The sequence below is a fragment of the Streptococcus sp. 20925_1_22 genome, from assembly GCF_041431685.1.
Classification (GTDB): Bacteria; Bacillota; Bacilli; order Lactobacillales; family Streptococcaceae; genus Streptococcus.
The window spans coordinates 1-25826 of the sequence record NZ_JAPVYE010000005.1; the positions used below are offsets into that span (position 1 = coordinate 1).

Sequence of the window (25826 nt, forward strand, 5' to 3'; positions counted from 1 at the left end):
GCACTCGTTGAGGAGGACGTACTTGCAGATACTGACGCGCTAGTCGACGCAGACGTGCTTGCACTTGTAGACGCGCTCGTTGAAGCTGACGTACTTGCAGATACTGACGCGCTAGTCGACGCAGACGTGCTTGCACTTGTAGACGCGCTCGTTGAAGCCGACATACTTGCAGAAACAGATGCGCTAGTCGATGCGGACGTGCTTGCACTTACGGACGCACTTGTGGACGCGGACGTACTTGCGGATACAGATTTCTGTGCTGAAGTTGATGCACTAATGGAAGCCGATTTACTAGCCGCCGTAGATTGGCTCGCAGACGTAGAAGCGCTTACTGACGCACTCGCTGATAAACTAGGACGTAAATCTTGAACAGTCCTATCAGCTGTAATTGTATCTCTTGAACGGCTAGCAGGAGTATCATCTGGATAAATAACCGTTACAGAACCATCATTGTTAACAACATATTGGACATTGTTGGGCAGATTCCCTGTATTAGCCGCCCTAACTTTTTCTTCAATAGCCGTTTTTTCAGTTGTTGATAGTTGCTGAGGATTCAGAACCCCAGTTAAACTTCCAGGATTGTTTGGAGTATATTTATCTGTCTGATTAGCAATAACAATTCTGAAAGTTTTTATAGTTGTTGACTGTCCGCTGGCATCTGTCGCCTTGACTTTCAAAGTGTAAAATCCACCTTCTCCAGCAGGCTGACTGATTGGTATTGTTCCTCTGATATGAGTAATCAGGGGATTTGACTCTGTAGCATTGTTAGGATTATTTAAATTTGGTGTTTCAAATGTAAAACCAAAAGCTCTTAAAGCATTAAAAGTTCTAAATGCCCCAGCATCACCATTGAAATCTATACTAGAGATTTTCCCACTATTATCATGAAAACGTAGTTCAGCTGTAGATTCTTCACCACGATAGAAAATAAAATCCCTGTCCTCGTCAACAAATACTGGAGCTACCCTGTCTGTATCAATTGTCTGTGCAGCAGCAATCGTATCAGTTGAGCCATCCGGATAGGTAATTGTTACGGTACCATTTTCTGAAACCGAGTAAGTTGATGATGCAGGAAGATTGGGATTAGCAGTTTTGACTGCGGCAATGACTGCATCTTTGTCTGTCTGGGTTAGACTATTTGCATTCTGAACATAGGTTAAAGCTGGAGCCTGAGGAGTATATTTTTCAGTTTGTGCCTTAATTCGAATAATAAATCTTTCTTGACCATTTCGATTAGCGTTATTGATTGCTGAAACGGCATTCCCCGCAGCATCCCATGCAATCAAATAGCGAGTATACATCGCATTAGCACCTTCAGTCTCCGGAACTCTACCATACAATCTAACTCTGAGAGGATTTGCTGCCGTAGCATTATTAGGTTGACCTAGATTTTCTGCTGAAGATTGCAACCAGCCAGGATTGTTATAATTACCTTCAATAGTTCGAACACCAATTCTATCAACTTGTCCACTATTGTCAGTTACTTCCGCATAATGCTCAAATTCTTCCCCACGATAGATAATATATTCTCCGGAAGTTGTCGTGACTTGCGGAGCCACCCTATCTCTAAACGGCACATTGGTATTCAGATCTATCTTATCCCAACTTCCTGCGGTCTTGCTCGCAACATCCCTATATTCAAGAGGAAAATTATTAGTTGTAATAGTTCGAGTGCTTGTAGCCAATCTCAGAGCAATAGCCGGATTAGTTGTAGCATCAGCTACTCTAGTGACGATTCGCAGAGTTGTAGATGCTGCTGAACTGCCCGTATAAAGGTTCCAAGCTCCAGATGACTGAACAGTCCCAGCGTTAGTAGCTTCTCGACCATTAAAAGTAACGCTTGTAGTTTCCTGACCTTCTCCGATAGATACAAGCGCCCCAATATTGCCAGTCTGTGCTTTGTTAGGTGACAAGGTAATAGTCCAAGTCAGCAGACGAGTCTGATCATCAAAGCTTGTAGTGATATTGTCAATCATATCACCGTTGACTCTATCACGGTTACTCTCATTGAAATTGGGCTGTGTCACCGCCCGACGGCCCCTTCTCCGCCCTGTCTGGCTAGAAGCTTCTGTTGACTGCTGGTTGCTTTCGGATCTAGCACTCTCTGATGTAGAGGTAGTAGATGTCTGACTGGCTGAGACTGACTCTGATGCACTAACGGATGCACTAGTGCTTGCACTCACTGAATCAGATGCACTTGAAGACACTGAAAGAGACTCAGATACACTTAAGGAATCTGAGACTGACTGAGATGTGCTGGCACTGATAGAGGCAGAACTAGACTGTGACATTGACTCTGAAGCTGAGATGCTGGCTGAGATAGATGCACTGACAGAAGCACTGACAGAAGCACTGGCACTGGCTGAGGATGTATCTGATACAGACTCTGACTCAGTATGTGAGCTTGCCGTTGCGGTTACTGCCTCAGCAGCACTGCTTTCTTCTCCTAAAACTGTTTCACCACGTGTCGCTAAAACGTCTGTCCTATCAATGACCTTTTCCAGAGCCTGACCTTCTTCTGCATGGACAGTTGTGCTTGTCACAACAGCTCCGCCCAGCGCGGCCCCCGTGGCGACAATGCCCCTCAAAAAGTCTATGCCACTCTTCTTATCGGTAACTTGTTCTTCCGTTACCTTGAGCTCGATCGATGAAAGGCCTCCCCCTTTCATTGATCTAAAAAGGCCGAACTGTGATGTCGCAGCACGCAGCCAATGCTTGCCCGATTTAATCAGCTTAAAACGAGTCACACGCTCTACTTCGTGGTACTTACCTTTTTGACGTTTAAAAAACATAATTCTCCCTTTAATTTATATCCTTTTTAAAAATCCATTAATCCCATTTTACCACACTATTTGATAAAGTGAACAATAATTTACTCATTTTTTTGTTGAAATTGTTTTCAAGCATTTCCAAAAATATTCATATTTAAAATAATTAGGTTGCTTTCATCTCCTTTTACAAATAGAAAAAACGCTAAACAGCGTTTCTTGCATATGATGACGGAAGACATGGGATTCGAACCCACGCACGCTTTTACACGCCTACTGCGTTTCCAACACAGCCTCTTAAGCCTCTTGAGTAATCTTCCACAAGAGAGAAAGCCCAGCTTTCTCAAAACTTTAATCATTATACCACATTACAGCCCCAACCGCCATAGTTTCCGTTAAATTTTTTCACAAATTCGACTAAAGTCCAAACATTCTGGTTCAAATCAAAGATTTCTGTCGTATCCATACGAATCACATGCAGCTGATATGGTTTGTCAGCATCTTCTATCTTTTCAGCTGATACGAGGCTATAGCCCAGTTCTTCGACTTCCTTTAGGAAACCATCTCGATCTTCCTCAGACGCAAAATAGGCCCAATGGTCAATCTCGCGCTCCTGACTATGATCATCGCCGTCCTGCTCCAGTTTGTACCAGACCCTCTGGTTAAGAATGGTCTGATACTCGTATTCATTAGGATAGAGAAAGTCAAAGTACTGATTCCATTCCTCGTCTTCTAGGGTTGCCGAGTCATAGCGGCGATCTGGAAAGTCGCGCATCACGTTCGCAATTGGCTCTAGATGGCTTTTCTTGTCTTGCAGATAATAGTAAAACTCAATATTTCCATCTGTCGTAATCACACCAACATGAATGCCACCGACCTGCCCTAAAGCCTCAGAAAGCCGGTCCTCAATCACATTCAGCTCTTTAAACTCATCACTAGATGGAAAACCTGTCTCCCCATCGTACTGGAGGAGCGTTACCTTGAGCCTCATAGCATAGGCGTATAGAGGATAGGGTGCCTCATCAGCCAAAGCAAGATTCAGACGGATACTAGCCAACTTGTCATCTATATAGGTTGAGAAAGAGCCCCACTCACTAGGAAAAGGATCTTCAGAAGGCACATCAAGCACTGCTTCTTCAACCTTTTCTACTTTCTCTTCCTCTTGCTTCTTACCAAACAGATTCTTAAAAAAACTCATATCAAACTTCCCTTAATACTTATGAAATCAACCCAATAGAAATACAAATATTTCCTTTGTCATCACTAACATCATTGTATTACTTTTTCAGATAGAAATCAAGATTTCCTGAACATCGTAAAAGCAAAAAACGCTGATTTCTCAACGTTTTAGAAAGACTTTAAAATAATGGAGCCGGTGGGAGTCGAACCCACGTCCAAACACCTGCTAACACATTTGTCTACAACCATAGGCTATGTATTGGTTTGACTTAACTTTGACACATAGCTCAAGCCCAAGTCAAGCGAGTCTATCAATCTCTTGCAAAATCCCTAGACCAGATTTTGCCGTAGCTTGCTCATAATAAGACCTGTCATCAGACACAAGCAATCCGAATCGGGTCACGCTGGCTGGTTTTTAGGCAGCTAAAGCGTAAGAATTGTTATTTTTTGCAGTTATATTTAACTGGCGTTTTACATCCGCTAGATGGGTTGCAAAATGTGCCGCATAATGCCTGTCGAATCCGTAACGACCCCAAGACAATAAGAACATTATAACAGAATCTGCTAAAGAAAGCAAAAGCCTGCACGCAGCAGGCCAGCACTTACTATCTGTTCTTAGCGAATCCCCAAAGCAATCCGAGCATAACGGCTCATCTTTTCCACCGTCCAAGCTGGGTACCAAACCAACTTAACATCCGTCTTGGTAACCTCTGGAACATCTGACATGGCATCATAGATCTGGTCAGTCAGAAGATCCGCCAAAGGGCATCCCATGGTTGTCAGGGTCATATCGATTTCCGTTTCCCCATTGGTCTCGTCAAAACGGATTTCATAGATTAGACCTAGATTGACAATATCAATTCCCAATTCTGGGTCAATGACTTGCTCCAAGCTCTCTAGAATACGTGTTTTAATCTTTTCAACTTCTTCAGGGCTGTATTTTTGTTCTGACATGCAATATCCTCCTTATTAGATATAGCAGAAATTTCAAGTTAGCTCGAGGGGCTTTTGTTTTCAGCTAGGATTGCCGACTTTATGCTTCCTACTGAAAAATTTCTGCCCCTTCTTACTCTTCACTTCTTAATCTTCGATAAAGTCTCTGAGTGGTTTACTGCGGCTTGGATGGCGAAGTTTACGCAGGGCCTTGGCTTCAATCTGGCGGATCCGCTCGCGGGTTACATTGAAGACCTTACCGACATCTTCCAGTGTCCGCATTTTCCCATCGTCCAGACCAAAGCGCAGACGCAAGACGTTTTCCTCGCGGTCTGTCAGCGTATCCAAGACCTCATCCAGCTGCTCACGAAGAACGACACGTGTTGTGTAGTCGACTGGATTTTCAATCACTTCATCTTCGATAAAGTCTCCCAGATGACTGTCATCTTCCTCACCGATAGGTGTCTCCAGCGACACTGGCTCTTGAGCAATCTTGAGAATCTCACGAACTTTGTCAGGCGTCATATCCATGCGCTCAGCGATTTGCTCTGGTGTTGGGTCTTGACCCAATTCCTGCAAGAGATTGCGTTGCTCACGGACTAGTTTGTTAATGGTTTCCACCATGTGGACCGGAATCCGAATAGTCCGAGCTTGGTCAGCAATCGCACGGGTAATGGCTTGACGAATCCACCAAGTCGCATAAGTTGAAAACTTAAATCCTTTGGTGTAGTCAAACTTATCAACGGCCTTCATCAACCCCATATTTCCTTCTTGAATCAAATCAAGGAACTGCATACCACGGCCGACATAGCGCTTAGCAATGGAAACAACCAGACGAAGATTGGCCTCAGCCAGACGCTGCTTGGCTTCCAAGTCTCCCTGCTCTACCAAGATAGCCAGCTCCTGCTCTTCTTCATTGCTGAGAAGGGGCACAACCCCGATTTCTTTCAGATACATGCGGACTGGGTCATTAACCTTAGCTGAATTGCTGCCCAAGAGCTCTTCATCCGTCAGTTCTGCTTCTTCCTCTTCGTTATTTAAGACACGCGCGCTGGGATTTCCTTCTTTATCTGTAATTGAGATACCCGCATCCTGGATGCGCTGCAGCAAATCCTCAATCCCATCAGCGTCCAAAGTGAAAGGAATGACCAGTTGGTCATTAATCTCATCATCTGTCGCAACCCCTGTCTGCTTATGGTTGCGGATGAATTCTGCAATTTGAACGTCTAATGTTGTTACTTCTTTTTGTTTTGTAGCCATTCCTACTCCATTCTTCTTTTTTGCTCAATCAAGCGCTCCAGCTCGGACAGGGCTGTATCCGTATCTCCGCTGTGAGAGGCTTCTCGAATCTTCTTACTAATAAACTGATTATGCTTGCGCAAAATCTCCCGCTCTCTGGTTTCTTCCACTTCTTTCAATTCATCTTCTAAAAACTCATCCGGCAAGTCTTCTTCTAAAACGCGGTACCAAGCCTGCTGAACATGATCCGGCAGCTGGGACAAATCCTGTGGTGTCACCTCGCCATTTGCCAGTAAAATCTCATACAAGGCCTGCAATTCTTCCGAGTCAAAGGCAAAGTCTTCTCTCAGCCGGTATTGGTTCAAAATCAAAGGATGATGCATCATGCGGTGGAAGATATGATTTTCCGCCTTCATGAGACGATTCAGCCGGTTCGAAGGCGAAAACTGCATAACGACTGGTTGAGACTGCTGAGTGGGCACCTCCTGACTGCGACTAGATCGCTCAGCCAGCCGACTGTTATTTACCGTCTGCTCCACCTGCTGATAGTCAAAGTCCGGCAGCAACTCAGCCAGCATGTAAATATAGGAGTTCTGCGCTGTGATAGACTTGGTCTTCGCAATAATCGGTGCCATCTTCTCTACAAACTCAATCTGAGCCTGCAGATTTTCAATATTATCTGGTTTCAGATGATGCAGCAGAAACTCCACATTACTTATTCGCGTTTTACTCAGCAAATGCTGTAAATCTTCCTCAGAATTTTTAGCGAGAAATTCATCGGGGTCCAAATTATCCGGAATCCGAACAATTTCCACCGTCATATCTTTCAGCTCATCCAAAGCCTTTGCAGTCGCTGCCTGCCCTGCCCTATCTCCATCATAGGATAGGATAATCTTCTTGCAATACTTGCTCAGATGCTGGACATGCTCAGGCGTCAGAGCTGTTCCCATCGAGGCAACCGCATTTTCAATCCCGGCCCGATAAGCCGCAATCACATCCATGAAACCTTCCATCAGATAGACCTCATGGCTCTTCTTGATAACCGGCTTGGCCTTATCCAGATGATAGAGCTCGTAGCTTTTATTGAAAATAGCGGTGCTGCGACTGTTTTTGTACTTGGCCTGATGGCCGTCTGAAGCCGCCGCTTGCCAAATCCGTCCGGAAAAGGCCACAACCTGCCCGCTGTCATTGGTCAGGGGAAACATAATCCGGTTCTGAAAAGCATCATAGACCAGATTATTCTCCGCCAGATTGAAGAGGCCCGAGTTCATGATGGTATTCTCATCAAACTTTCCAGCCATACTCTTATGAAGATAATTGCCTTCATTTGGAGCCAGGCCGATTTGAAAATGCTTAAGAACATCATCTGTCAGACCCCGCTGGTAGAGATAAGCCCGCGCTTCCTCTCCCATCTTGGTCGTCATCAGAACCGCATGATAAAATTTCGCTGCCTCGGTATGGATATCGTAGAGAGCCTGGTGCGGATGGCTTTGTCTCAGTCGGTCATTGCCCGCTGTCTCTACAGCCAAGGGAATCCCTGCCCGATCTGCTACAATCTGCACAGCATCCATAAAGGAAACGCCTCGATAATCCTCAATGAATTTGAAGACATCGCCCGACTTGCCGCAGCCAAAACAGTGATAAAACTGCTTGTCCTCTACAACGTTAAAAGAGGGCGTCTTTTCGCCATGAAAGGGACAGAGTCCCAGGAAATTCCGCCCAGCCTTGGTCAAGGCCACCGTTTCTCCTATGACATCGACGATATTGACGCTGTTTTTAATTTCAGAAATGATTTCTTTATCAATCAAGAGACAATACCTCCAATTTATCATAGAATATCATTCTATATTTTATACTAAAATGAAGCAAATGTAAAATATTTGACAAACAAATATCTTGTAGATGTCATATAAATAAGCTATAATATAATCTCATTAATAAATTCTTGAAAGGAAAGAAAGAATGTTAAAGGAATTAAAAAACTTTTTACTTCGTGGCAACGTAGTTGACCTAGCTGTTGCCGTTATTATCGGTGCTGCTTTCGGTGCAATTGTTACTTCATTGGTAAATGACATTATCACACCACTTATTTTGAACCCAGCCTTGAGTGCTGCTGGTGTAGATAAGATTGCTGAATTATCTTGGAAAGGTGTTGCTTATGGTAGCTTCCTTAGCGCTGTCATCAACTTCCTTGTAATCGGTACTGTTCTCTTCTTCATCGTTAAGTCTGCTGAAAAAGCACAAAGCCTTGCTAAGAAGAAGGAAGAAGCTGAAGAAGCGCCAGCTGGACCAACTGAATTGGAAGTCCTGCAAGAAATCAAAGCTTTGTTGGCTGAGAAAAAATAAAGAGAATTCACTGATGAAAATCAGTGTTTTTTCTTTCCTTATTGCAGATAATCATCCTCTTCTCTCCAAAGAGTGAAAACAAAAAACAGACCGGAGTCTGCTTTTTTGTTCAATTAGAATTTTTTACGTTTACGAGCTGCTTCTGATTTGCGTTTGCGTTTTACAGAAGGTTTTTCATAGAATTCACGTTTGCGTGTTTCTTGAAGAGTACCAGCTTTAGTAACCGCACGTTTGAAACGACGAAGTGCATCATCAAGTGATTCATTCTTGCGTACTACTGTTTTTGACATTTTTTTCACTCCCTTCAAGTCCAAAATCTATATAATCATACCACATATAGAAAAGAGTGTCAAGTATTTTCTGTAAGTATGATGTAGCTTCTTTTTATTATACAAACAAGAAAACCAACTGCTCTGCTGCAGCTGGTCTTCTTTTACTTAGAGAGTTTTACGCTTCTTAGCGGCTTTGGAAAGGGAAATATCCTGTACCTTATCATAGAACAGGAACTGCTGAATGAGCTCCCTGTCGCTCATGTCAGGATTCAAGTCAACAACATAGTCCAGCTTGATAGACTTCTTTTCAGCCGACTTGAGAGAGGTCAATTCAGCCGATTTACAAGTCGTTTCAAAGATAGCATCAAAGAGTACTTCGTAGTCAAAGTCAGCTGGAACCTGAACCTGAACATAACGTCTGGTCTGACTGACTGAAGTAAAGCTCATCTTTTCAAAGAGCATCCAGATGCCTGAGATAGCTAGAGTAAAGACAATTCCCAATGCTACAAATCCCATCCCTGTTGTAATCCCGATAGCCGTCGCCATAAAGATGGCTAAAAGCTCCTTGGAGCCACCTGCGGCCGACCGGAAACGAATCAAGCTGAAAGTCCCTGCTACGGCGACACTGGTACCCAGATTTCCATTAACTAAGAAGATGATAATAGAAATGATGGCTGGCAAAAGGGAGAGGGTGACGACAAATTCCTTGGTATAAATGGTTTGGCGCTTATAGACCTTGGCCAAGATAATTCCTAAAACCACACTGGTAGCTAGTGAAAAAATCAATGCCAAAGGATTAATCTTGACCTCCGTGGAGGAGTAGATACTGTTAAATAACTGATTGAGCATAGACTACCCCCTTAGGCCTTGACTGTTTGAGTCAGCCTTTCTTTAGTTTGCAGGTAGGCTTTGCCGTATTTTGAGAAGGACTGGTCTTCTAGTCCATATTTATTGAGAATATCAGCCAGCCACTGAGGATACTGACCAGGAACCTTGATTTCCATAATCACCTTGTCGTCATCCAGCAAGGGCAGTCCATAGCGGTCTAAAGCCAAGTCTACATCATAATCTCGGTAGCGGATGTTGGAATCAACTGTCACACGTACCTTTTTATCTTCCAAGCCTCTCATAGAGTAGCGGTCATAGCTAATCACCATTTTTGGCTTCAAGTCTAGATAGCGCTCCTGTAACTGTTCTACTTCTGCCTTGACCCGGTCATCAGAAATAGTATGGTCTGCCACACCATTCACAATATAGTTGGTCACAGAGAGAGGATTGGAAACTAAACGATATTTGAAGCCTACTTCATCGCGTTTCTTCTTGATTTCCAAGAAAACTTGACTATCATCATTTGGCTGCTCAGCATAAGTGCGCATCCGCATCTTTTCGCGACCACCTTTTCTGGCAATGGAATCCTGAATCATCTGGAACTCATCATTATCAAAATACACATTGGAAATGGTTGAAGTCGCATAATCATCTGCGGTGAGGTAAGGTCTCATGTCAGCCTCAAGACGAGCTAGCATTGCTCGGTCAAGAATATACTTCGTTTCGATTCGTTGGAAGTTTGTTTGGATTTGCTTTTGTTTCATTTGGATTCTCCTTTAATTCTACAAATGTAGTTTTTGCTTTTAAAAGAAATAGAGCTTCCGCTCTGCAACTACAAGCGTCTGGATAAGCTTTGCTTTCTTCTCCTTTCCAAGCAGTATTTTTTGAAATCATTCTACAAATGTAGTTTATAAGTATATTCTACACTTGTCGTTTATAAATGTCAAGAAAAAAGATAAATAATCTTTCAGTTTTTTTAGCATTAGGAAATGAAGTGCAAACTGTAAGCAAAATCGACCTAAAATAAAAGATAAACTGATGACTAACTGCTCTTGGAGGATTGCCAAATCCCCCTTTGAGAAGATAATAAAATTCTACCAATCTAAGCTTTTAAGAAACTTAAACTGGCAGAATCCTCTATTTAATCGTCATCATGGTCATCATCATCATCTGGATCATCAGTGTCTGTCGTATGAGAGGAACTGTTCTGAGACGGAGTTTGAACTGTCGCTGTACTAGCTCCAGTATTTGCTCCGGTCGAGCCCGCTGCTCCCGTATTCCCTGCGCCTGCAGTAGCGCTGTTGTCAGCTGGAGTTGATGCAGCAGACGAGGATGGACTGACTTCTTTTTCAACCGTTACTGTCTTTTCGACAATGGTATGTTGCTTGGATTTGACCAGTTTTCCATCCTTAGCATTGACAATGGTTTCATGAGCCGTTTGCCCGTGAGAGAAGCGAATCTTATAAGTGTCTTTCTCACGCGAAATCTGGAGGTCCTTAATATCCTTTTCAGAAAGAGACAGCTCTTTTAAGACGGATGCTAGTGCCTGACGCTGACTGAGTCCTTGAGGCTGTTTTTGACCCGCCACAGGTCGGCTTTGTTGAGCAGCTGGGCTTTCTAAGGCAAAGACCGAGCTAGTCAAGAGCAAAAGGAGAGGAACTGCTACTACAAAGGCAGCAGACAGAAACCTCTTAGGCAGGCGGTTATCCATAATGCCGACAATCCGCCGCTTGAGATTAAACTTGTCAGAGTAAAAGCAAGTCGTCAGGGCAATTGGGGTCTTCTTACTGCGATCTATCATGGTCAAAATCGTTTCACCGTAGAAAGTCCGATACTCTGTATCTCTACAGCTCAGAACATCGTAGTCACAGTACATTTCTCCTGCTTCCTGGGTTTCACGGCAGGCAAAGCGGACAACCGGATTAAACCAGTGCAGACTCTTGGCAAAAATCCCTAAGAGATTGATTAAAACATCACGGTGTTTGTAGTGGGTCAGCTCATGCTTGAAAATCAGCTGCAGCTCTTCCTCTGTATAGTCCAACTCTGGCAGCACGATCAAAATATCTCTAAAGCCAAGCAGCATAGGACTTTGGGACATAGGATAGTGGAGCAGACGAATCTGGCCCTTAACTCCCATCTCCTGCTGAACATCCCGCAGCTGAGCCATCGCTTCTTCGTCCTGAAACTCCGTGCCCCAGCGCTTCAGCATCTTTCTGAAGCGAATATAAGAATAAGCGTATCTTCCTATACTAAAGACAAAGCCAATCAGCCAGACGGCAAAGAGAATCTCAAACCAAGGCAGACCGAGAAAAGCCTCCCACAGATTTGGCTGGGCAGCTTTTTCAACTGCTGGAGAAGTACTCTGAGCTCCACTTGTCTGGGTAGCAGTCACTGCTGTCTGAACTACCGATCCTGTATTCAGCCGAATCAGACCTGAGCCGAACTGAGGACGGAACGGAAACAGAAAACTCAGCAATATCAGAAACCAAATAAAATACTTCACTCTGACCGAAATCTTAGTCTTAAAGGCCGTAAAAAGCAGACTAAGCAAAAGCACCAAAATGGATGTCGAAAGACTGGTCAGAAGAAAAGAAAGAAGGAACTGTTTCATGCTTATCCCTCCATCCTACTTTCCTTGGTTGAGCAAACTGCGCAGCTCATCCAATTCATTTTCCGAAAAGGAGTTAGAAGAAAAGAGTGTTTTGACAAACCCGCCCATAGAACGGCCACTGTGACGCTTCAAGAAATCCGAAGCCTCAACTTCCAGATACTCATCTTCTGAGATCAAGGCTGTATACTGCCTTTCACGTCCCTTGCGGACACTGTCTAAAAAGCCCTTCTCCGTTAAGCGAGCCAAAACTGTCAGCAAAGTCTGAGGCTTCCAGTGATTGTCTGGTCCCAGCTTTTCCATGATACGGGCAGAGGTCGTCGGGGTAGGCAGCTGCCAAATTACCTTTAAAATAGTAAATTCCCCGTCTGGCAAACGTTTAATAGATCTTTTCATCGTTCCCACGCGCTTTCTAAATTAATGCTATTTCTAATTTTATTCTACACTTGTCTAATAAAAAAGTCAATCATTATATAAAAAAAGAGTGGGAAATCAATTTTCCTCACTCTATTAGAAAAATAAACTAAGCAGGGTCAGCATAGCCAGCCCTCCCTGCTTGAACAAGATTTTAGGGTCACTGGTCACTGCACCGTATGCTGCCACCAAGATGATATAAACCATAAAAATTCCCAGCCAAACCGGACTAGGCTGTACAAAGGCCGCAATCAAGACCAAAACAGCTATCAATCCGTTGTAAACTCCTTGATTTTTGAAAAGTGTATTGACCGACTGCTGCTCCAACTCCTCTTGTAACATACCGAAAACCCGAGCTGTTGCTGCAGAAGTCGTCGCAATGGTCTCCAAGTACAGGATGTAGAAAAATTCCAAGGCAACCAAACTTGCCAAAATCAGTGTAATAATAGGCATTTTACTCTCCTAAAATAAATAACGAAAATCAGTATAACACAGAATGACTGGAACTGCGAAAATCTTGCTCAAAAATGGACATTATGTATAAAAATAAATACTAAAAATACTGAAGAAAAAAAGCGTAGCAGAAATCAGCAATTTCTGACTAGATGTGATACAATCTTTTTTGAAAAATGGAGGTAAATTATGTTAACCTATGATTTAATTGTCATCGGCTTTGGGAAAGCCGGTAAAACATTGGCAGCCAAAATGGCGGCTCAAGGAAAAAAAGTTGCTTTGATTGAGCGAAGCAAAGCTATGTACGGGGGAACCTGTATCAATATCGCCTGCATCCCAACCAAGACCCTGCTTGTCGCAGCTGAAAAAGGCCTGGCTTTCGACCAAGTCATGGCTGAAAAGAATGCTGTTACCAGCCGTCTCAACGGGAAGAACTACGCAGCAATCAGTGGCGCTGGTGTCGACATCATTGATGCGGAAGCTCATTTTCTTTCAAATAAGGTCATCGAAATCACAGTTGGCGATGAAAAAGAGGAACTGACTGCTGAGACTATTGTCATCAATACCGGTGCTGTTTCCAATGTCCTGCCGATTCCAGGACTGACTGAAACCGAACATGTCTATGACTCAACTGGCATCCAAAATCTGAAGGAACTTCCTAAACGCTTGGGAGTTCTGGGTGGCGGTAACATCGGCTTAGAATTTGCTGGACTCTACAATAAATTGGGCAGTCAGGTGACTGTACTGGATGCTGCTCCTGTATTTCTCCCTCGAGTAGAACCTTCTATCGCTGCTCTAGCTAAGCAATACATGGAAGAAGACGGAATCCAGCTCCTGCAAAATGTGCAAACCAAGCAGATTAAAAATGATGGTGCTGAAGTTGTCGTTGTAACAGAGGATGGAGAATTCCGCTTTGATGCCTTGCTCTATGCTACTGGCCGTAAGCCAAATGTTGAGCCCCTGCAGTTGGAAAATACAGATATCGAGCTGACAGAGCGCGGAGCAATCAAGGTCAACAAACACTTGGAAACATCTGTACCCGGCGTTTTTGCAGTGGGCGATGTCAATGGCGGTCTGCAGTTTACTTATATCTCACTGGATGACTTCCGTATCCTTTATAGCTATCTGGCTGGCGACGGCAGCTACACATTGGAAGACCGTAAAAACGTCCCTACCAGCATGTTCATCACACCGCCATTGGCTCAAATCGGATTGACTGAAAAGGAAGCCCAAGATCAAGGACTGCCGATTGCAGTTAAGGAGATTCCAGTCGCAGCAATGCCTCGTGGACATGTCAATGCTGACTTACGCGGTGCCTTCAAGGCTGTTGTCAATACAGAGACCAAGGAAATCGTCGGAGCGACTATCTTCTCAGCAGGGGCACAGGAAATTATCAATATCCTGACTGTAGCCATGGATAATAAGATTCCTTACACCTACTTGAGCAAGCAAATCTTCACCCACCCGACGCTGGCTGAAAACCTCAATGATTTATTTGCTATCTAATTTTAAGCCCCATCAGGGGCTTTTAAGATGGTTTCAAAACATTTGCTTACATTTCAACCCCTTTTTGTGGTACAATAATGCTAGTTTATTTTAAAAAGATTGAGGAAGATTATGTCTGAACTGTATGATATTACGATTGTTGGCGGCGGTCCAGTTGGCCTATTCGCAGCTTTTTACGCTCATTTGCGCCAAGCCAAGGTTAAAATCATTGATTCCCTGCCTCAGCTAGGTGGTCAGCCGGCTATTCTCTATCCAGAGAAGAAGATTCTGGATGTGCCGGGCTTTACCAATCTAAGTGGCGAAGAGCTGACACAACGTCTGATTGAGCAGCTGGAAACTTTCCAGACTGAGATTTGCCTCAATGAAACGGTTCTGGATATCACTAAATCTGATGATGGCCTCACCATCACGACTTCTCAAGCCCAGCATCAGACCAAAACCATTATCATCGCCATGGGAGGCGGCGCCTTCAAACCGAGGGCTTTGGAGTTAGACGATGCTGAAAGCTACAGCAACCTTCACTATCACGTTTCAAACATCAGCCAGTACGCTGGCAAAAAGGTCGTTGTTCTGGGCGGTGGCGACTCAGCTGTTGACTGGGCACTAGCTTTTGAAAAAATCTCAGAAACTAGTCTGGTTCATCGTCGGGACAACTTCCGGGCTTTAGAGCATAGCGTGGAAGAACTCAAGGCTTCTAGCGTTGAGATTAAGACACCATTTGTACCCAGTCGATTGGTCGGCGAAAATGGCAAGATTACCCACTTGGAAATCAGCCAAGTCAAGGGGGAGGAAAGTCAGCTTCTGCCTCTGGATCACCTCTTTGTCAACTACGGTTTTAAATCCTCTGTCGGCAATCTCAAAGATTGGGGCTTGGAGCTCAACCGTCACAAGATTTTGGTCAATAGCAAGCAAGAAACTTCTGTGCCAGGTATCTATGCAGCCGGAGACTGCTGCAGCTACGAGGGTAAGATTGATTTGATTGCGACTGGGCTGGGTGAGGCACCTACTGCTGTCAACAATGCCATTAACCATATCTATCCTGAGCAAAAAGTCCAACCCAAACATTCTACAAGCCTATAAAAAAACAGCTGCCGAGCTCAAGCTCAGCAGCTTTTATAATTCATCTGCGATTTTATTGATTTTCCTCAAGCGATGATTGACACCGCTCTTAGTCAGAGGTCGGCTCAGACTATCAGCTAGCTGCTGGATGGAGTAGTCCGGATGCTGAATACGAAGTTGAGCTACCTCCTGCAGGTCTACAGGTAAACTCTCAATGCCGATATTATCGCTGATTTTGGCAATATTGTTGATGGTTTTCATACTGGCTGTGACCGTACGGGCGATGTTCGCTGTCTCCGCATTATTGGCACGGTTGAGGTCGTTGCGCGCTTCCCGCATGAGCTTAAGAGACTCAAACTCAGCCATGGCTTCCATAGCCCCGATGACAATGAGAAAATCCATGATATCTTCAGCCCGCTGCAGATAAGTGACAGCCCCCTTCTTGCGCTCAATGGTCTTGGCATCCAGCAGAAAACGGCGCATCAAGGCAGCCAAATCCTCAGCATGATCCAGATAAACGGACAGAATTTCCAGCTGGTACTTACCTGAGTCTGGCTCCCGCATGCTACCATTTGAGAGAAAGGCTCCTCGTAGATAGGCTCGACTGGCTTCGTCATCTGACAAAATGGCCTGGTCAATCCCAGCCTCGATACCAAAAAAGGAGTCAGCCAAGTGCAGGTCAGAAAGGATTTCTTCCACTTTCTGATCCAGAAATACTGTATAAACGCGATTCTTGCGCAAGTTGGTCTTCTGATGGTGGCGGATTTCTGACTTGACCTGATAGAGGTCCGATAGCAACTCATAGAGATGGCGGGCAATCTTGGCATTTTCTGTTGTGACAGACAGGGTCAAACCACTGCTGGCCAAGCCCAGACTGCCAGACATCTTGATCATGGCTGACAGCTCATTTTTATCTCTGTTTGCCAGACTCAACAGTTCTTCTTTTACTTTTACTGTAAAGCTCATTTGCGTACCTGTATAATCTGCATCAATTCGTCAACAACCAACTCACCATCATGGAAAGCTCCGCCATTTTCCAAACGCAGAAAATTCGAAGAAATAACGCGCGGAACCTGCTCTTGCAACCCTTGAAAATCATGCTCCACCTGTACCAGATATTCGTCAAACTGGTTACTGTCCATGTACTCATGAGGGACAGGTTCGATATTGACCAAGACTGTATCTACAAACTTCCTGCCTAAATGACGGTGCAGGACTTGGACGTGGTCGCTGTCCGAAAAATGCTCTGTTTCGCCACGCTGGGTCATGATATTGCAGACATAGGCCACTTCTGCCTTGGTGTCTAGAAGAGCCTGGCCGATTTCCTCGATAACGAGATTAGGCAAGATAGAGGTAAATAGCGAACCTGGTCCCAGAACCACCATATCGCTCTCAAGGATACTTTCAACCACCTTTTTACTGGCAGCAGGCTTCTTGTCATCATAGGTATTGGTCACATAGACCCGCTCAATCATCCCACTCTTACTGGTCAGATTGCTTTCACCGACAACTTCCGTCCCATCTGCAAACACAGCATGCAGAGTTAGGGGGGTGTCGCTAGAAGGGTAAATTTTTCCTGTCGTATGGAAGAACTTGGTCAAAAGCTGCATGGCATTATAGGTTGAGCCCTGCATTTCAGAAATACCGGCAATAATCAGATTGCCCAAGGGATGCCCCGCTAGAACACCATCTCCTTCCGCAAAGCGATACTGGAAGACCTTCTCATAGAACTTTGGCATGTCGGACATGGCTACTAAGACATTTCGCAAATCACCCGGCGGTGTCAGCTGCTGGATGTTTTTCCTCAGCTCACCAGAACTGCCTCCATCATCTGCTACTGTGACAATGGCTGTAATCTCTACGTCCTTTTTACGCAGGCTGTCTAAAATAACTGAAATTCCTGTTCCACCGCCGATGACTGTAATTCGTGGCTTTCTCATGAGCGATTCACCGTTTCTTTCCGACGGTTTTTGTCGCGGTGACTAGCATTGACCGGCCAATTTTTAGCCAAATCATCCGCTAAGCGCTGAGCAAAGGCTACACTGCGGTGCTGACCGCCCGTACAGCCCACAGCAATAGTCAGGATAGACTTGCCTTCCTTTTGATAGCCCGGCAAGATTGGCTCAATCAAGCCCAGCAGATGCTGGTAAAATTCTTCTGACTCTGCATGGTTCATGACATAGTCAAAGACATCCTTGTCCAAGCCTGTCTGATTACGCAGCTCAGGTTTATAGTAGGGATTAGGCAGAAAGCGCACATCAAAGACCAAGTCTGCATCCAAAGGCAGACCATATTTGAAACCAAAACTCATGACCTCAATGCGGAAACTGTGCATCTCGTCCTGATTTGAAAATTGCTCAGAGATGGTCTTTCTGAGCTCCCGTGGTGTCAAATCAGTTGTGTCCACAACATTTTGACTGAGATTTTTCAGAGGGGCCAAGAGCTCACGCTCCAGCTTAATCCCATCTAAAATCCGGCCATCAGCTGCCAGCGGATGGCTACGACGCGTTTCCTTGTAACGAGCCACTAACTCCTTATCCGCCGCATCTAGGAAAAGAATCTTAAAATCAATGTTCTCGTTTTGCTCTAAATCATCCAAAACGTTCTGGATTTGCAAAAAGAAGGAACGGCTCCGCATATCGACAACCAGAGCCAATTTATCATTGTCCGTGGTCCCTTCGACCAACTGCAAGAACTTTGGCACCAGAGTTGGCGGCATATTGTCAATGGTAAAATAACCTAAGTCTTCAAAGGACTGGATGGCTACGGTTTTCCCCGCCCCGCTCATTCCAGTCACAATGACAAGCTGAATTTTCTTCTCAGACATAATAATCCTTTCATCAGATAGAATTCGTCAAAAAGCTCTTTTCCCTGCTCTTTTTTAGAGAATCTCGGCAATAACCTCAATCTCAATCTTCACATCCTTAGGTAGGCGAGCCACTTCTACTGCCGAGCGAGCTGGAAATGCTTCTGTAAAGGCTGTTTTGTAAACTTCATTAAAGGCCACAAAATCATTGATATCACTCAAGAAGCAAGTAGCCTTGACCACATGGTCAAAGTCTGTTCCAGCGGCTTCCAAAATGGCTGAAACATTTTTCAGCACCTGCTGAGTCTGCTCTTCAATAGTTGTCCCAATGATTTCTCCAGTTTCAGGAGACAGAGGAATCTGCCCACTCGCAAACAAAAGATTGCCTACAATTTTTCCTTGAACATAAGGTCCAATCGCTGCTGGTGCTTTATCTGTATGAATCGTTTTTGCCATAATTATCACTTCTCCTACTTATTTTTTTCATTATACCATAAAAAGATGGGGGTGGCCATGTTAGGCTTACTCCCATTGACTTTTTCCTTATTTTTATTTATGATAGAAAAAACAGAGAAATCAAAACCTCGGTTTTGGACTGGTTCGAAAACTTCCCAGAATAAAAAACTAAGTGCCTTTATATTGTATATAAAATGTCTTGCGCATAGTTTTTTTGCTGTCTCCTCGATTAATCAGACAGTTAAGAGGTTGGGACCGATTGTCTCAACCTCATTTTTATATAGGCAAAGGAGAACTCATGAAAAGAAAAGTCATTATCGACTGCGACCCTGGTATAGATGATAGTCTAGCCCTAATCTATGCCATTCAACATCCCAATCTAGAAGTAGTAGCACTGACCATCGTCGCTGGAAATGTCCCAGTAGACCTTGGTGTTGAAAATGCCTTTAAAATATTAGAAAGACTGAATCGGTTAGATATCCCAGTCTATGCAGGGGCAGACAAGCCCCTAGTCCGCGATTTCGTTTCAGCTCAAGATACCCACGGTATGGATGGTTTAGGCGAGAGCAGAATCAATCGAACAAGCAATTGTCAGCCCCAGCCTCAGAAAGCCTCTGAATTTTTGGCTACCTATTTCCAGAAGACTCAGGACACTTCCCTAATAGCCTTGGGACCATTGACTAATCTAGCAATGGCAATAAAGCAACATCCCCAAATTGGAAAACATATCAAACGCTTTGTCAGCATGGGCGGCAGCTACAAATCTCATGGCAACTGCTCACCTGTAGCCGAGTATAACTACTGGTGTGACCCACACGCCGCTCAATTTGTCTATCAAAAGTTAGGCCGAAAAATTGAGATGGTGGGACTGGATGTCACACGCTCCATTGTCTTGACTCCCAATCTATTAGAGTACATGCGTTTCCTGCAGCCAGAAGTAGCTGAATTTGTCGGCCGTATCACACGTTTCTACTGGGACTTCCACTGGGAATACGAGCATATCATCGGCTGTGTTATCAATGATCCGCTGGCTATTGCTCATTTTCTGCATGAAGACCTTTGTACGGGCTTTGTCTCCTATGTCGAAGTCGTGACCGAAGGCATTGCTCTTGGACAGACCGTGGTTGATGCTTATGACTTCTATCATCAACCAGCCAATGCCTATATTGCAACTCAAGTCAGTCCCTCACTCTTCTTCCAAGAATTCTTAGCTATCCTCCTGAATCAGCCTAAGGAAACGATTGCTCGAGACCTATCATCACTTTTATGAGGAAAATTTTATCATGAAAAAATCAACACCCCTTATCCTAAGCTTCTTGTCTATCTGTATCACTCTTAACTACGTGGGAGCTAATATTGCACTATTTCTGAAATTGCCTATCTATCTAGATACCTTTGGAACGATTCTGGCTAGCTTGACTTTAGGGCCTCTAGCTGGAGCTGGCGTTGCCTTTCTCAGCGCCCTCATCGGCTGGATGACAACCGATATCTTTTCTCTCTACTACTCGCCAGTCGCTATCATCATTGCTCTTTCAGCAGCTTGGTTTTTTAAAGAAAAAGGAAGCTTAAAGTTCAGTCTTCTCTGGAAAACCCTTTTGGTAGCCCTTCCGGGTACCCTAGTAGCCTCTGCAATCACTGTCATGCTTTTCGGAGGCATAACATCCAGCGGATCCAGTCTCATCGTCCAAGCCCTGCGGGGAATGGGAGTCAACCCCGTCCTTAGTATCGTCCTCGTCCAAATACTGACTGATTATGCAGACAAGCTTATCGTTCTATGTGTCTGCCTAGCTGCTCTCCCTCGAATAAAAGCAGTCAGTCCTAAAATCTTTGCTTAAAACAAAGGTTAATTACCTTAACGAATACATCTTTGGCGCAAAAAAAGCAGCTGAGTAGAATTATTTCCTACTCAGCTGCTTTTTATCTTATTCCTCTTCCTCTTTCGCTAATGCTTCTCTTTCCAGACGCAGCTTACGCTTGGGATTCAGTTTGTTAAAGAGCTCTTCTAGCTTTTCTGCATTCCAAACGTCGGCTGCAGAGACAAAATTTCCATTTTCATCTCGGAAGGATATTGGTTTATCACCCATTGCAAGCCTCCTTAGTCAACGAATTCAAACTCAAACTTGCCGATGCGAACCAGATCGCCATCCTTGGCTCCGCGAGCACGAAGTGCTTCATCAACGCCCATACCACGTAGCTGACGGGCAAATTTCATAACTGCCTCATCACGGTCAAAGTTGGTCATATTAAAGAGTTTCTCAAGCTTGTCACCCGACAGCACCCAAGTCGCATCATCATCACGAGAGATTTCAAAGGCTGGTGCTTCTTCGTCAAAGCCATAGTAAGCTTCTTCTTCCATTTCAGACTCATCGTAAAGCAAGAACTCTGGCGTCTTATCCAGTAATTCTGCGGTCGCATCCAAGAGGATCGCAAGTCCCTGCTTGGTCAAGCTAGAAATCGGGAAGATTTGCGGTAGTTCCGCAAATTCGTCATAATTAGCCGCTAATTTCTCTTTGAATACCTTGAGATTTTCAGCACTATCTGGCATATCCATCTTGTTAGCGACAATAATCTGCGGGCGCTCCATGAGACGAAGATTGTAGGATTCCAACTCTTTATTGATCGCTAGATAGTCCTCATAAGGGTCACGCCCCTCACTAGCTGACATATCGATAACATGCAGGATAACCCGTGTCCGCTCAATATGACGGAGAAACTGGGTTCCCAGTCCTACACCTTGGCTGGCCCCTTCGATCAAACCTGGCAGATCTGCTACTGCAAAGGACTCTCCAGAGTGAGTGCGAACCATGCCTAGATTAGGCACGATGGTCGTAAAATGATAGGCACCAATCTTAGGCTTAGCTGCTGTGATAACACTGAGCAAAGTGGATTTCCCGACAGATGGGAATCCGACCAGACCAACGTCCGCTAAGACTTTGAGCTCCAGCAGAAGCTCTCGCTCTTGACCTGGTTCTCCGTTCTCAGAAATCTCCGGAGCAGGATTTTTAGGCGTCGCAAAGCGGATATTTCCACGACCGCCTCGGCCACCACGCGCTACGATAAATTCTTGACCATTTTCTATCAGGTCCGTCAGCACCTTGCCAGTCTCTGCATCACGAACTGTCGTCCCCTGCGGCACTCGAACAATCAAGTCCTCAGCACCACGGCCATGCATGCCCTTAGTCATGCCCTTTTCACCAGACTGAGCCTTGAAATGGCGATTGTAGCGAAAATCCATCAGGGTACGAAGACCCTCGTCTACGACAAAAACAACATTGCCGCCACGACCGCCATCACCGCCCCAAGGACCGCCGTTAGGAACATATTTTTCACGGCGAAAGGCCACCATGCCATCGCCACCATTGCCAGCCTTAACTTGAATCTTGGCTATATCTAAAAACATACTCATTTTTTCTATTCTCTTTTTCTAGTCTAAAAAAACGCCCTGAAGCGTTTGGATTAAAAGATTGCACTGAGAGCGGAAGCAAAGATAGCTCCAACTGTCACGATGAGCATGATAATCACGACCAGCATCGTCAATTTTTCAAATCCTGTTTTTTTGCGTTGTCCGTTATCTCCAAAAGCCACGATAACACCTCTATCCTTTAAAAATTACTAGGTCTATTCTAACATGATTGCTCCGTTTTTTCAAATGGAAAAGTATGCAAAAAGGCTTTAAGAGAAAACTCTTAAAACCTTTGAATATTATCTAGTCTTCTTTTGAAGAAAGACATAGCTTCCAAAGCTAACTAAGATTGCCAAACCTGCAAGTGACAGCCAAAGTGTCGTTTCTTGACCAGTCTTAGGCAGAACCTTTTTGTTGCCTCCTGCAGCACCCGGATCATTGGTACCATTGTTTGAATTGTTATTTCCATTCCCTGGATTGTCTGTTCCTCCCTTTGGATTGTCGGAACTGTTACTAGGGGTATTGTTACCATTGCCTGGGGTATTATTTGGGTTGTTGTTTGGATTATTATTTGGGTTGTTGTTTGGATTATTATTTGGGTTATTGTTAGGGTTGTTATTTGGATTGTTGTTATTTCCAGGGTTAGGTGGCTGAACTGCCTTGCCTGGATCATTACCTCTATAGGTATTTGTAAAGACTGGATCCAAATCATATTTAACAGATCCCAAAAACTCACCATTCACATCTTTAACAGTAACTGTCAGCTGAGCTTCCTTGTCATCATAGATGTAGTTAGCATCATTGCCCGGAATTTCCTTAATGCTGTAGCGGTAGTCACCAGCTGCATTATAGTTCAAGGCTTTGAAATTGATAGAACCATCAGCTTCATTGGTAGCTGTTTGAAGTAAAACACCGTTTTCGTCAAAGAGACCAAAAGTAAATTGACCCTTCTCTAACACTTTATTAACAAGTTTTTTCTGTGCCTGAATCTTCACATCTTTTGCTAGCACAGCGCTTCCTTTACCAGAGCCCTCTTCCAAGCGGACTGACTTAGTAATAGTGCGTTCTGGGAAGCCTTTTGCTGTCCAAGATAACTTGTTATTAACCACATCGCCCACTTTTGTACCTTCTGGTACGCGAGTAGAGTACTCGATGTACATTGGCCAGTTATAGTTATCACCAAAGTTGATGGTAAAACCGTTAGCATCGCCATTAGCGTTTTGGGTTAGGACTGCTTTGTTAGTAAAGTTATCAACTACAGGCAGAGTCAGGATATGAGCTTCATTGCGGATACCACCAGCAACTGGAGCATAACGAACTGCCCGCAGCGTACCAGGAACCAAGGTCAGACCATCACCAAAGGTGTCTGAAATTACCATGTTGCGAAGCATGTCCTGTCTTGCATTCAGGATAATACGCCATTTAACAATACTCGGATCAGTGCTGTCCTGGTAGCCATATTTCATTTCATACTCACCAGCAGTTCCTTCTTCTTTCTGGTATTGGAAAGAAAAGTCTGTCTGGCCAAATTTGAAGGAAACAGGACCTGTTTCTTTGACTTTTTCGTTATTGATACGAACATTAAAGCCCAAAGATAGCTCTTTCTTTTGGGTATAGTTTGTGAAATAGTTACTGAAAGTCACTGTAACTGACTGAGTCGCCGGGTCAGTTTGAGCCGTACCGACTAACTCTCCCGTATGATTAACAACATCATAGACATCGAAGTTTAAGGCAGTAATCAGACTTAATTCTTCCGGAAGTTTAAAAGTCAGGGTATCCCCTTCAGCTATATTTTGAGCCGCTGGAAATGTGAAGTTGGTTGTTACAGACAAGGTTTCATTAGTCTTAACAGTTGAGTCACTTGTTAATGGCTCACCATCCTTAGTAATGCTGGTTTGCTGACTGTATTCAGTTACTTCAGAAGCCTGAGTTCGATCAGCAAAACCTAAACCTGTAACAATAGCTGTTAATAAGATAAGAATTTTAAAAATAATTGTATTTTTATTTTTCATCTTTTTCTCCTTTCGTAGCTTATTATACCAAGAGTATTGCAATTTATCAACATTTTGTATCAAAGTGTTTAAATATTCACACAAATGTAAAAAAACCAAGACGTTATGTCTCAGTTTCTTTACTTTTTATTACTCAATTCCAATTTCATCTCGAACAACATTGGCAATGGTATCTACATAATAATTTACTTCTTCGTCAGTCGGTGCTTCAGCCATGACCCTCAGCAGAGGCTCTGTTCCGCTCGGACGAACCAAAATCCGGCCATTACCAGCCATTTCGGCTTCCATTCTCTCAATCACCGTCTTGATAGCAGGGACTTCCATCGCCTTATCCTTCATGCTGTTTTCCACACGGATATTGACTAGTTTCTGCGGATAGATGGTTACTTCAACGGCCAATTCGGATAGTTTCTTACCTGTTTCCTGCATGACCTTGGTCAATTGCACAGCTGAAAGCTGACCGTCACCTGTCGTATTGTAGTCCATGATGATAACATGTCCAGACTGCTCACCACCAAGATTATAACCATTCTTACGCATTTCCTCTACTACATAGCGGTCACCAACTGCTGTCACAGCCTTTTGAATACCTTCGCGATCCAAAGCCTTATGGAAGCCTAGGTTGGACATGACAGTCGTAACAATGGTATTATGCGCCAGCTCGCCTTTCTCAGACAGGTACTTACCGATGATGTACATAATCTTGTCACCATCTACTAGCTCACCATTTTCATCCACTGCAATCAAGCGGTCACTATCTCCATCAAAGGCCAGACCAATCGCTGCACCAGACTCACGAACAACTTCCTGCAAAGCTTCTGGATGCGTAGAGCCAACATTCAGATTGATATTGAGGCCGTCTGGATTTTCTCCGATAATCGTCAACTGTGCGCCGAGATCCGCAAAAATCTGACGGGCGCTGGTAGAAGCCGCACCGTTGGCCGTATCTAAGGCCACATGCATTCCTTCTAGTTCCAAACCAGTTGAAACCAAGTATTGTTGGTACTTGCGCAGTCCTTCCGGATAGTCCACCAAGTCACCCAATCCTTCTGCGCTTGGACGTGGCAGGGTATCTTCTGCTGCGTCCAACAAAGCTTCGATTTCCAACTCACGCTCATCATCCAGTTTATAGCCATCACCACCAAAGAATTTGATACCATTATCCAAAGCTGGATTGTGGCTGGCAGAAATCATGACTCCGGCGCTGGCCTTCTCTGACTTGACCAGATAAGCTACACCAGGCGTTGCAATGACACCCAATTTATAGACATGAATTCCAACGGACAAAAGTCCTGCAACCAAGGCGCTTTCCAGCATTTCTCCTGAAATTCGAGTATCCCGGCCAACAAAGACCCTAGGAACTTCACTTTCGTGCTGGCTCAGAACATAACCACCAAAGCGGCCAAGTTTAAAGGCCAATTCCGGCGTTAATTCCACATTTGCTTCTCCGCGAACACCATCGGTTCCAAAGTATTTACCCATTATAAATAGTTTCCTTTCATATCATAAGACCTGGATGTAAAGATTTAGGCTACAAGCAAGGC

The 25826-nt window shown here is 44.3% G+C and carries 25 protein-coding genes, 1 tRNA gene, 1 other RNA gene and 1 riboswitch; of the genes, 5 read left to right on the forward strand and 22 right to left on the reverse strand.

What is annotated here, in order from left to right; genetic code table 11:
• The 7 genes from O3621_RS07710 to dnaG form a co-directional block, all read right to left on the reverse strand.
• Nucleotides 1–2792, reverse strand: a 2792-nt coding sequence (locus O3621_RS07710; RefSeq protein ID WP_371514035.1) for an accessory Sec-dependent serine-rich glycoprotein adhesin, incomplete at its 3' end; no start/stop codon positions are given.
• A gap of 208 nt (nt 2793–3000) precedes the next feature.
• Nucleotides 3001–3088: transfer RNA gene (locus O3621_RS07715), tRNA-Ser, on the reverse strand.
• A 38-nt stretch (nt 3089–3126) separates the two neighbouring features.
• Entirely contained in the window at nt 3127–3966 is an 840-nt protein-coding gene (locus O3621_RS07720; RefSeq protein WP_125352060.1) for a DUF695 domain-containing protein, read from the reverse strand.
• 166 nt (nt 3967–4132) lie between these two features.
• Nucleotides 4133–4481: a transfer-messenger RNA gene (gene ssrA, locus O3621_RS07725) on the reverse strand.
• Nucleotides 4482–4562: 81 nt separating this feature from the next.
• Nucleotides 4563–4901: a metal-sulfur cluster assembly factor gene (locus O3621_RS07730; protein WP_002897870.1), complete on the reverse strand. Its 339-nt coding sequence runs from the start codon at nt 4899–4901 to the stop codon at nt 4563–4565.
• Nucleotides 4902–5027: 126 nt separating this feature from the next.
• Nucleotides 5028–6140 carry an RNA polymerase sigma factor RpoD gene (gene rpoD, locus O3621_RS07735; protein WP_002897871.1) on the reverse strand — a complete coding sequence of 371 codons (1113 nt, stop codon included), beginning with the start codon at nt 6138–6140 and terminating at the stop codon, nt 5028–5030.
• Nucleotides 6141–6142: 2 nt separating this feature from the next.
• On the reverse strand, nt 6143–7927 hold the full coding sequence (gene dnaG, locus O3621_RS07740) for a DNA primase (RefSeq protein ID WP_371514036.1): 1785 nt from the start codon (nt 7925–7927) through the stop codon (nt 6143–6145).
• Nucleotides 7928–8081: 154 nt separating this feature from the next.
• Between dnaG and mscL the strand changes: the two genes are divergently transcribed.
• Entirely contained in the window at nt 8082–8465 is a 384-nt protein-coding gene (mscL, locus tag O3621_RS07745) for a large conductance mechanosensitive channel protein MscL (protein WP_371514037.1), read from the forward strand.
• A gap of 113 nt (nt 8466–8578) precedes the next feature.
• Here mscL and rpsU read toward each other — a convergent pair whose 3' ends face one another.
• The 6 genes from rpsU to O3621_RS07775 all read right to left on the reverse strand — a co-directional run bounded on the left by rpsU (nt 8579) and on the right by O3621_RS07775 (nt 13040).
• Nucleotides 8579–8755, reverse strand: coding sequence for a 30S ribosomal protein S21 (gene rpsU / locus O3621_RS07750; protein WP_000048054.1), 177 nt, complete (start codon nt 8753–8755; stop codon nt 8579–8581).
• A 147-nt stretch (nt 8756–8902) separates the two neighbouring features.
• On the reverse strand, nt 8903–9586 hold the full coding sequence (locus tag O3621_RS07755) for a DUF4956 domain-containing protein (RefSeq protein WP_371514038.1): 684 nt from the start codon (nt 9584–9586) through the stop codon (nt 8903–8905).
• Between the two features lie 11 nt (nt 9587–9597).
• A complete protein-coding gene (locus O3621_RS07760; RefSeq protein ID WP_371514039.1) occupies nt 9598–10329 on the reverse strand; it encodes a polyphosphate polymerase domain-containing protein in 732 nt (243 codons plus the stop codon).
• A 377-nt stretch (nt 10330–10706) separates the two neighbouring features.
• Entirely contained in the window at nt 10707–12176 is a 1470-nt protein-coding gene (locus O3621_RS07765; protein WP_371514040.1) for a M56 family metallopeptidase, read from the reverse strand.
• 15 nt (nt 12177–12191) lie between these two features.
• Entirely contained in the window at nt 12192–12569 is a 378-nt protein-coding gene (locus O3621_RS07770; protein ID WP_002910143.1) for a BlaI/MecI/CopY family transcriptional regulator, read from the reverse strand.
• Between the two features lie 114 nt (nt 12570–12683).
• Nucleotides 12684–13040: a DUF1304 family protein gene (locus O3621_RS07775; protein WP_314449732.1), complete on the reverse strand. Its 357-nt coding sequence runs from the start codon at nt 13038–13040 to the stop codon at nt 12684–12686.
• 189 nt (nt 13041–13229) lie between these two features.
• Between O3621_RS07775 and O3621_RS07780 the strand changes: the two genes are divergently transcribed.
• Entirely contained in the window at nt 13230–14546 is a 1317-nt protein-coding gene (locus tag O3621_RS07780) for an FAD-containing oxidoreductase (protein WP_371514041.1), read from the forward strand.
• Between the two features lie 111 nt (nt 14547–14657).
• Nucleotides 14658–15626 carry an NAD(P)/FAD-dependent oxidoreductase gene (locus tag O3621_RS07785; RefSeq protein ID WP_314449734.1) on the forward strand — a complete coding sequence of 323 codons (969 nt, stop codon included), beginning with the start codon at nt 14658–14660 and terminating at the stop codon, nt 15624–15626.
• A gap of 33 nt (nt 15627–15659) precedes the next feature.
• On the opposite strand, the gene whiA is transcribed toward O3621_RS07785, so the two are convergent.
• The 4 genes from whiA to O3621_RS07805 are packed head-to-tail and all read right to left on the reverse strand — an operon-like array spanning nt 15660 to nt 18867.
• The gene (whiA, locus tag O3621_RS07790; RefSeq protein ID WP_125338203.1) at nt 15660–16571 is read right to left on the reverse strand and encodes a DNA-binding protein WhiA; all 912 of its coding nucleotides are present in this window, start codon (nt 16569–16571) and stop codon (nt 15660–15662) included.
• The gene (locus O3621_RS07795; protein WP_002895961.1) at nt 16568–17545 is read right to left on the reverse strand and encodes a YvcK family protein; all 978 of its coding nucleotides are present in this window, start codon (nt 17543–17545) and stop codon (nt 16568–16570) included. The genes whiA and O3621_RS07795 overlap by 4 nt, the downstream gene beginning before the upstream one ends.
• Complete coding sequence (gene rapZ / locus O3621_RS07800; protein ID WP_002900704.1) at nt 17542–18432, reverse strand: RNase adapter RapZ; 891 nt, start codon at nt 18430–18432, stop codon at nt 17542–17544. Before rapZ ends, O3621_RS07795 begins: the two co-directional genes overlap by 4 nt.
• Nucleotides 18433–18486: 54 nt before the next feature.
• Nucleotides 18487–18867, reverse strand: coding sequence for a RidA family protein (locus O3621_RS07805; RefSeq protein WP_002895964.1), 381 nt, complete (start codon nt 18865–18867; stop codon nt 18487–18489).
• Nucleotides 18868–19000: 133 nt separating this feature from the next.
• A riboswitch (PreQ1 riboswitch) is annotated at nt 19001–19045 on the forward strand.
• Between the two features lie 120 nt (nt 19046–19165).
• Between O3621_RS07805 and O3621_RS07810 the strand changes: the two genes are divergently transcribed.
• Nucleotides 19166–20137 carry a nucleoside hydrolase gene (locus tag O3621_RS07810; protein ID WP_314449736.1) on the forward strand — a complete coding sequence of 324 codons (972 nt, stop codon included), beginning with the start codon at nt 19166–19168 and terminating at the stop codon, nt 20135–20137.
• Nucleotides 20138–20150: 13 nt separating this feature from the next.
• Nucleotides 20151–20702 (forward strand): ECF transporter S component, encoded by a 552-nt coding sequence (locus tag O3621_RS07815; protein WP_314449737.1) that lies wholly within the window; start codon nt 20151–20153, stop codon nt 20700–20702.
• An 87-nt stretch (nt 20703–20789) separates the two neighbouring features.
• On the opposite strand, the gene O3621_RS07820 is transcribed toward O3621_RS07815, so the two are convergent.
• From O3621_RS07820 to glmM, 5 genes are all read right to left on the reverse strand, one after another.
• The gene (locus O3621_RS07820) at nt 20790–20951 is read right to left on the reverse strand and encodes a hypothetical protein (protein ID WP_002912108.1); all 162 of its coding nucleotides are present in this window, start codon (nt 20949–20951) and stop codon (nt 20790–20792) included.
• A gap of 11 nt (nt 20952–20962) precedes the next feature.
• Nucleotides 20963–22273: a GTPase ObgE gene (obgE, locus tag O3621_RS07825; protein WP_314449738.1), complete on the reverse strand. Its 1311-nt coding sequence runs from the start codon at nt 22271–22273 to the stop codon at nt 20963–20965.
• A 50-nt stretch (nt 22274–22323) separates the two neighbouring features.
• Nucleotides 22324–22452 carry a DUF4044 domain-containing protein gene (locus O3621_RS07830; protein WP_002895969.1) on the reverse strand — a complete coding sequence of 43 codons (129 nt, stop codon included), beginning with the start codon at nt 22450–22452 and terminating at the stop codon, nt 22324–22326.
• A 117-nt stretch (nt 22453–22569) separates the two neighbouring features.
• On the reverse strand, nt 22570–24345 hold the full coding sequence (locus tag O3621_RS07835) for an Ig-like domain-containing protein (protein ID WP_371514042.1): 1776 nt from the start codon (nt 24343–24345) through the stop codon (nt 22570–22572).
• Between the two features lie 66 nt (nt 24346–24411).
• Complete coding sequence (glmM, locus tag O3621_RS07840; RefSeq protein WP_009660006.1) at nt 24412–25764, reverse strand: phosphoglucosamine mutase; 1353 nt, start codon at nt 25762–25764, stop codon at nt 24412–24414.
• Nucleotides 25765–25826 lie beyond the last annotated feature (62 nt).

Bases quoted from the DNA above. Each gene is read 5' to 3' on its own strand.
- O3621_RS07720 (WP_125352060.1), bottom strand. From the start codon at position 3,966: ATGAGTTTTTTTAAGAATCTGTTTGGTAAGAAGCAAGAGGAAGAGAAA.
- O3621_RS07730 (WP_002897870.1), bottom strand. From the start codon at position 4,901: ATGTCAGAACAAAAATACAGCCCTGAAGAAGTTGAAAAGATTAAAACA.
- rpoD (WP_002897871.1), bottom strand. From the start codon at position 6,140: ATGGCTACAAAACAAAAAGAAGTAACAACATTAGACGTTCAAATTGCA.
- mscL (WP_371514037.1), top strand. From the start codon at position 8,082: ATGTTAAAGGAATTAAAAAACTTTTTACTTCGTGGCAACGTAGTTGAC.
- rpsU (WP_000048054.1), bottom strand. From the start codon at position 8,755: ATGTCAAAAACAGTAGTACGCAAGAATGAATCACTTGATGATGCACTT.
- O3621_RS07755 (WP_371514038.1), bottom strand. From the start codon at position 9,586: ATGCTCAATCAGTTATTTAACAGTATCTACTCCTCCACGGAGGTCAAG.
- O3621_RS07760 (WP_371514039.1), bottom strand. From the start codon at position 10,329: ATGAAACAAAAGCAAATCCAAACAAACTTCCAACGAATCGAAACGAAG.
- O3621_RS07765 (WP_371514040.1), bottom strand. From the start codon at position 12,176: ATGAAACAGTTCCTTCTTTCTTTTCTTCTGACCAGTCTTTCGACATCC.
- O3621_RS07770 (WP_002910143.1), bottom strand. From the start codon at position 12,569: ATGAAAAGATCTATTAAACGTTTGCCAGACGGGGAATTTACTATTTTA.
- O3621_RS07775 (WP_314449732.1), bottom strand. From the start codon at position 13,040: ATGCCTATTATTACACTGATTTTGGCAAGTTTGGTTGCCTTGGAATTT.
- O3621_RS07780 (WP_371514041.1), top strand. From the start codon at position 13,230: ATGTTAACCTATGATTTAATTGTCATCGGCTTTGGGAAAGCCGGTAAA.
- O3621_RS07785 (WP_314449734.1), top strand. From the start codon at position 14,658: ATGTCTGAACTGTATGATATTACGATTGTTGGCGGCGGTCCAGTTGGC.
- whiA (WP_125338203.1), bottom strand. From the start codon at position 16,571: ATGAGCTTTACAGTAAAAGTAAAAGAAGAACTGTTGAGTCTGGCAAAC.
- O3621_RS07795 (WP_002895961.1), bottom strand. From the start codon at position 17,545: ATGAGAAAGCCACGAATTACAGTCATCGGCGGTGGAACAGGAATTTCA.
- rapZ (WP_002900704.1), bottom strand. From the start codon at position 18,432: ATGTCTGAGAAGAAAATTCAGCTTGTCATTGTGACTGGAATGAGCGGG.
- O3621_RS07805 (WP_002895964.1), bottom strand. From the start codon at position 18,867: ATGGCAAAAACGATTCATACAGATAAAGCACCAGCAGCGATTGGACCT.
- O3621_RS07810 (WP_314449736.1), top strand. From the start codon at position 19,166: ATGAAAAGAAAAGTCATTATCGACTGCGACCCTGGTATAGATGATAGT.
- O3621_RS07815 (WP_314449737.1), top strand. From the start codon at position 20,151: ATGAAAAAATCAACACCCCTTATCCTAAGCTTCTTGTCTATCTGTATC.
- O3621_RS07820 (WP_002912108.1), bottom strand. From the start codon at position 20,951: ATGGGTGATAAACCAATATCCTTCCGAGATGAAAATGGAAATTTTGTC.
- obgE (WP_314449738.1), bottom strand. From the start codon at position 22,273: ATGAGTATGTTTTTAGATATAGCCAAGATTCAAGTTAAGGCTGGCAAT.
- glmM (WP_009660006.1), bottom strand. From the start codon at position 25,764: ATGGGTAAATACTTTGGAACCGATGGTGTTCGCGGAGAAGCAAATGTG.